The organism is Paenibacillus forsythiae T98 (genome assembly GCF_000520735.1).
Lineage (GTDB): Bacteria > Bacillota > Bacilli > Paenibacillales > Paenibacillaceae > Paenibacillus_AQ > Paenibacillus_AQ forsythiae.
This window is the reverse complement of record NZ_ASSC01000022.1, coordinates 1-5,681: the sequence shown is the minus strand read 5'-3', so window position 1 is coordinate 5,681 and position 5,681 is coordinate 1. Positions and strand designations below refer to the sequence as shown.

Sequence of the window (5,681 nt, the reverse complement as noted above, 5' to 3'; positions counted from 1 at the left end):
GTTAGTTAGGTTATAATCTTAATTGCGGTTTATATACTTGGAAAAATTCAAAACACGCAAGGAAGCCAAGAAACGCATTTTTGAATACATTACTTGTTTCTACAATGGAAAGAGAATCCATTCAGCAATTGGATACTCTACGCCCAATGAGTACGAACGTATGTACCGATTCGCTGCATAATTTTCTCGATTCTTTGTGTCTACTCTATTGACAGAGGTACAGGTCTCCCTAGTTCCAGACACAACTTTCCCAACATGCCATTCCCCATACACCGTAGAGTTCTTCCGCGCTGCGTTTCCAAGTGCTTCACGCGTTCCATGGTCTTCGCCCACTATCCCGAGGCTCGACTCCCTCTTGTCCTTTTCGAGGCTTTTTTTGACGATGCGGCAGGATTCACTTCATGTTATAGCCTGCTGTTTTGCTCGCACTCCTTGCAGAGTTACTTTGTCACAGGGCTTCAAACCTTAGGATTTCTCCACCAGTTGCCTGTCAGCTACGAGGCGACTTGGCTCTTACCTCGACCGGACTTCCACCGGCTAGTTGTGCCTAGCTTGGCTAGGCGCGCGAGAAAGCAAAAAACCCTTCTGAAGAAGAGTTTGTTTGAAAGTATGGTGCGGTCGAGAGGACTCGAACCTCCACGGGGGGTTAGCCCACACGGACCTGAACCGTGCGCGTCTGCCAATTCCGCCACGACCGCTTATGTTGTTGAGGCTCGCTTACGCGGCCACAAGATACATCATACCATGCCGGAGCATATGAGTCAATCCATTTTTTTTAAAAATAACATTTTCCATTTATTATTTCATTAAGGTTGCTTTCCCTGTTCAATTGGATGTATAATAAGAACAAAGGTTCGCATACTACAATCGAGGTGATTCAGGTGGCGACGACTGCAAAGCATAACCGGGAAGCAACCCAGGAAGAACTGTCCCTTGTCCGAAGCTATCTGCTGCTAACGTTTATTCATAAAGTATTCGAGCGCGACTGCCGGGCCATTGGCAAGAGCGGCTTGTTCAAAATGCCTCAGCTCTACATGGAAATGGTCTCCATTGGAGCCAAGAAGACAGCGGTCATGCTGCAGGAGGTCAAGCGTGAGCTTGATTCGCAAAATGTGGTTATTACAACCGTCCGGCAAAATCAGCATGGCGTTGAAGCCGGATACAAATGCCGGGGAGTGGCCGGCGAGATGCAGATTGAATGGCCGAGCTTCCGGCGGGAGATGACGCTGCGGATGCGCGCCTATCTCGGACTTGCCGGAGAGTTCTCGATTCAGGCCCGGGAGGAACGTTCCGGCCATATGGCCGTATCCTTCTGAGTGTTCATATCGGATGATTATCACGGTTGTACCCGCCCGATCACGGAAGTGGTGGGCTTTTTTGCTTTTGCCAGAAACGTCCCGTTTCTTCAAGAACGCCTCTCTCCATCCGCTGTTCAACTCAGCGTTTGCATTCCCATGGTTCCTCCGCATCCGCCCGGCACATATACATATAGAGAATCCGCATCGTTCGCCAGATTATGAAGTTGGGAGGAGCGGCAATGAACAAATACTGGAGTGAAACGATCAAAGGGATTGCGCCGTACGTGCCGGGCGAGCAGCCCCGGGTGGGCAGACTGGTCAAATTGAATACGAACGAGAATCCCTACCCGCCTTCGCCCGAAGTGCTGAATGCGATGAGGGCCGCCGTTACCGACGAGCTGAGATTATATCCCGATCCGAACTGCTCTCTTTTGCGGGAAACAGCCAGCCGCTACTACGGCATTCCGGCGGAACAGATTTTTGCCGGCAACGGGTCGGACGAAATTCTGGCTTTCTGCTTCAAGGCCTTTTTCGATTCGGGAGATACGATTTTGTTTCCAGATATTACGTATAATTTCTACGAAGTATATGCCAGGCTGTTCGGGGTATCCTACAGAACGGTTCCGCTGACAGAAAGCTTTGATGTGCCGGTGGAAGGCTTCTATACCTGTAACGACGGAGTTATACTGGCCAACCCCAACGCTCCTACAGGCAAAGTCATTTCCCTTAAGAACCTTGAAGCCCTTGTAAAACACAATCGTCAGGCGGTGGTCATTATAGATGAAGCCTATATCGACTTTGGCGGAGAATCGGCTATTGGACTGATTCCGAAATACGATAACCTGCTTGTTATCCGCACCTTCTCCAAATCGCGGTCGCTGGCGGGTCTGCGGATCGGGCTGGCCCTGGGACACCGCGGCTTGATTGAAGCGCTTATTCGCGTCAGAGATTGCATCAACTGCTTCACCGTCGACTGGATTGCCCAAGCGGGAGCCATAGCGTCACTTGAAGATACGGAAACGTTCACCCGGAATATTCAAAAGGTTATAGCCACCCGCGACCGGATCACCGCCCTTCTCCGTCAAGCGGGATTCCGGGTGGTGGACTCCAGTACGAATTTCTTGTTAATCTCCCACCTGAAGGTAAAGGCCGACGCTCTCAATGAAGCTTTACGCAGACAAAACATTTTCGTGCGACTGTTCCCGAAACCCAGGATCGACAACTATTTGCGTGTGACGATTGGGACGGATGAAGAAATGGATATTCTATATCAGGCGCTGCTGGAGCTCGTCCGGGAAACCCGGGAAACCCAGGTGACCCTGTCAAACATCGAACCAAGCGCCAAGCCCAAAGATGGGTCCAGAGATATGTGAGAATATAAAGCGGACAACGAACCAATGGAGCGGACAAAAGCAAACGGCTTTCGAGGTCTTATCTCGAAAGCCGTTGTGGCGGGAGCTGGGAGGAATCGGTCCCTTGCTCCCGTTATCCGAAAATATTGCGCCTGGGCTCGTTATTGGACTGAAATATATAATTCCGGTCCAGCTTGACCACCCTCCGGTTCGGTCTGCGAATCATGACCTGGCTGTCGTCCCACGCGATAACCATTCCGATGACGTCATTGCTCTCCAGAGCATCGCGAATGACCCGGATTTTCTCGCCGGACAGGCGGTATTCATTCAGCTGCTCGTCACTGATCATGCGAAAGCTCTCCTCTCATCCGGAATATCCCGCTACGGGTTCCCGAATCGGATTATGACATAAAAAAGACCACAATGAAAGATCATTGGGTCTCATTTAAATAACGAGATATGCACATGATTAATGCACCTCTATATGTTTGACCTATATCAGCGCTTCGTTCTTCTCAAACCAGAAATCCAAAACCTTGGCGGACATGACCCGCTGCTCCAGGTACTCCACTTGTTTGGCTGTGAACTTCTCTCTCCAGGCGAAGTCCAGTTCTTCACACAGACCTGCGATAGTCAGAAGCTCCGACCAGGCAACATAGCGTTTGTACCAAAAGAATTGAGGATGTTCGATCATATAGGGATACAGATCGTCAAACTCCGTGTGCTTGCAATCGAGCGCGCGCTCGAAGTGATCCTTGGCCTCGGTTAATTTATCAATAAAGAATTGTTCTGTCACCGGTTCTTTCCCCATTGTGACGCCTCCTCTCCTATGTCTGCCTTTATTATAAATGAAAATGTATGGGGTGGAAAGCAATTGTTATAAAAATAGGCATTGTTCTCAGATTCGTCACGATTTGTAACCCGATAGATTACTGCTCGAATTCGATTCTTCCGCCGGCAAGGGACTTGATTTTTACAAGCGATTCAAGACGTACGCCCTGTTCGCGGATCGTACGGGCGCCGGCCTCAAAGCATTTCTCCACAACCACCCCAAGCCCGACAAGCTCCGCTCCCGAGCGGTGAATAATCTTGATCAGGCCGCGCGCGGCGTCGCCGTTGGCGATAATATCGTCGATGAACAGAATTTTGTCCTCGGGCGATATAAATTGGCGCGATATCATAATATCCGTGACGATCCCCTTGGTAAACGACGGAACCCGCTCGCACAGCGCGTCAGGATCGGCCAGCAGCGTCTTCTTGCGGCGCGCAAAGACAAGCGGCACCTTCAATTCACATGCGGTGGCAAAAGCCACGGCAATACCCGAGGACTCCACGGTAACGACGCGGGTCACTCCCTGGTCTGCAAACAGCCTCGCAAACTCCCTTCCCATCTCCATTGTCAGCTCGGGATCGACCTGATGGTTAAGCAGTCCGTCCAGCTTCAGCACCTGATCGGAAACGACAATCCCTTCCTCCAAAATCCGCTTTTTCAATATTTCCATGACGCTTACGCCTCCATTATCCATTCTTGTTCGGACGTTCCACTGTCAAACCGCTGCGGGCGCAAAACAGACGGAAGTCATGTCCTTCTGCACAACATCATAACCTGTACTATGCGGAGTACACAAGCATGTGCGGCATTGCGTATGCGAAAGGCCGATTTTTCCGCTTCAAAATGGGGCAAGCACACGCTTTCGAAGCCAGTTTTGCTGAAGAGTATTCAATGCGGGTTTGCTTGCAAAACTTAGCGTATGCTTCCGAAGCGAGTTTTGCCGGAGATTAATCAATGCGGGTTTGCTTGCAAAACTTTTAGGAGGATAGCCATGAGACAAATGCTCCGCACGCTGCAAATCGCCTTTACTTATATTGGCACGATCGTGGGAGCCGGATTCGCAACCGGCCAGGAAATTCTCCAGTTCTTCACACAGTACGGCCACTGGGCAACGCTGACAATTGTGTTCTCCACTGCGGTCTTCATCTGGCTTGGCACCAAAATGATGATTCTGGCCCAGCGGATCGGGGCCGAATCGTATGAGGATTTCAACCGCCACCTGTTCGGAAAGAGCACCGGCGGCATTATCAGCCTGTTCACTCTGGTTATTCTGATCGGGGTCAACAGCATCATGCTGGCCGGAGCGGGCGCAATTTTTCAGGAGCATCTAGGTCTCCATTATCAGACCGGGCTGGTGCTGACCGTGATCGGCTCCTATCTCCTGCTGAAAAGGGGCATTTCCGGCATTCTGCAGATGAACAGCATCGTCGTTCCCTTGATGCTGACCCTGTCGCTTATTATTATTTTCAATACGCTTGAACACCCGGGAGCGCAGCACTTCCTGCGCCTCGGCACCGAGCGCAGCGCCTTTGCAGCCGGGCTGTCTCCCTTTCTGTATACGGCGTTCAACCTGGGCATGGCGCAGGCCGTCCTCGTTCCGATGGCTCGTCATACCAAGAGCGAACGAACGCTTGTCTACGGAGGCGTTCTGGGCGGTCTTGGCATTGGCTTTATGCTGATGGCGGCGCATTTTGCCATGAGCGCGCACATGCCGGGCATTCTACGGTTCGAGATTCCGATGGGCAGCATCGCTTTCCGTCTCGGAGCGCTGGTACAGCTTGTGTATCTGTTGCTGATCTTCCTGGAAATATTCAGCACCTTTGTTGCCGATATTTACGGTGTCACGCTTCAACTCGGGCAGCGTCTGCCGATCTCGTCCGCCCTCATTACGCCTGCGGTCATGCTAACCTGCTATATCTTCAGCCAATTCGGCTTCAGTTCGCTTCTGGCGCTGTTCTATCCCATGTTCGGGGCGCTGTCGCTCGTCTGGGCAGTCAAATTAATCCTCGCTCCCATGGTTCCGCCGGGCCAATCGGTCTTACCTCCAGAATCGGAGCTGCTCCCTGCCTCCAAAACGGTTCCGCGCTCTACACGGAGATAACGGAGGCATTCGTCACCAGTCTGGCGGCCGCCTCGGCGACATGGCGGTGGCAGGTCAGCATGACCACCTGGCGGGAAGACGATAGCTCACCAAGCAGT

Annotated in this window: 8 protein-coding genes and 1 tRNA gene; 5 read left to right on the top strand and 4 right to left on the bottom strand. The window is 51.7% G+C overall.

Going from position 1 to position 5,681, the window contains the following annotated elements:
- Positions 1–22: 22 nt before the first annotated feature.
- A complete protein-coding gene (locus tag L692_RS30945) occupies positions 23–181 on the top strand; it encodes an IS3 family transposase (RefSeq protein WP_084463028.1) in 159 nt (52 codons plus the stop codon).
- Positions 182–610: 429 nt separating this feature from the next.
- Here the strand turns inward: L692_RS30945 and L692_RS0100855 are convergent.
- Positions 611–698: transfer RNA gene (locus L692_RS0100855), tRNA-Leu, on the bottom strand.
- 183 nt (positions 699–881) lie between these two features.
- Here L692_RS0100855 and L692_RS0100850 point away from each other — a divergent pair.
- Together L692_RS0100850 and hisC are read left to right on the top strand one after the other, a co-directional pair.
- Positions 882–1,316, top strand: coding sequence for a hypothetical protein (locus L692_RS0100850; RefSeq protein WP_036721217.1), 435 nt, complete (start codon positions 882–884; stop codon positions 1,314–1,316).
- A 221-nt stretch (positions 1,317–1,537) separates the two neighbouring features.
- A complete protein-coding gene (gene hisC / locus L692_RS0100845) occupies positions 1,538–2,671 on the top strand; it encodes a histidinol-phosphate transaminase (protein WP_025696329.1) in 1,134 nt (377 codons plus the stop codon).
- Positions 2,672–2,783: 112 nt separating this feature from the next.
- Here hisC and L692_RS0100840 read toward each other — a convergent pair whose 3' ends face one another.
- From L692_RS0100840 to L692_RS0100830, 3 genes are all read right to left on the bottom strand, one after another.
- A complete protein-coding gene (locus L692_RS0100840; protein WP_025696327.1) occupies positions 2,784–2,999 on the bottom strand; it encodes a hypothetical protein in 216 nt (71 codons plus the stop codon).
- A gap of 144 nt (positions 3,000–3,143) precedes the next feature.
- Positions 3,144–3,461, bottom strand: a complete 318-nt coding sequence (locus L692_RS0100835) for a hypothetical protein (RefSeq protein WP_025692155.1) — start codon at positions 3,459–3,461, stop codon at positions 3,144–3,146.
- 118 nt (positions 3,462–3,579) lie between these two features.
- Positions 3,580–4,152, bottom strand: coding sequence for a xanthine phosphoribosyltransferase (locus tag L692_RS0100830; RefSeq protein WP_025696325.1), 573 nt, complete (start codon positions 4,150–4,152; stop codon positions 3,580–3,582).
- A gap of 128 nt (positions 4,153–4,280) precedes the next feature.
- Here L692_RS0100830 and L692_RS31560 point away from each other — a divergent pair, with 128 nt between their 5' ends.
- On the top strand, positions 4,281–4,433 hold the full coding sequence (locus L692_RS31560) for a hypothetical protein (protein WP_156940266.1): 153 nt from the start codon (positions 4,281–4,283) through the stop codon (positions 4,431–4,433).
- A gap of 40 nt (positions 4,434–4,473) precedes the next feature.
- On the top strand, positions 4,474–5,583 hold the full coding sequence (locus L692_RS0100820) for a YkvI family membrane protein (RefSeq protein WP_025696323.1): 1,110 nt from the start codon (positions 4,474–4,476) through the stop codon (positions 5,581–5,583).
- The last annotated feature ends 98 nt before the right edge of the window (positions 5,584–5,681 follow it).

Coding starts and splice junctions, on each gene's coding strand:
- hisC (WP_025696329.1), top strand. CDS start 1,538: ATGAACAAATACTGGAGTGAAACGATCAAAGGGATTGCGCCGTACGTG.
- L692_RS0100840 (WP_025696327.1), bottom strand. CDS start 2,999: ATGATCAGTGACGAGCAGCTGAATGAATACCGCCTGTCCGGCGAGAAA.
- L692_RS0100835 (WP_025692155.1), bottom strand. CDS start 3,461: ATGGGGAAAGAACCGGTGACAGAACAATTCTTTATTGATAAATTAACC.
- L692_RS0100830 (WP_025696325.1), bottom strand. CDS start 4,152: ATGGAAATATTGAAAAAGCGGATTTTGGAGGAAGGGATTGTCGTTTCC.
- L692_RS31560 (WP_156940266.1), top strand. CDS start 4,281: ATGTGCGGCATTGCGTATGCGAAAGGCCGATTTTTCCGCTTCAAAATG.
- L692_RS0100820 (WP_025696323.1), top strand. CDS start 4,474: ATGAGACAAATGCTCCGCACGCTGCAAATCGCCTTTACTTATATTGGC.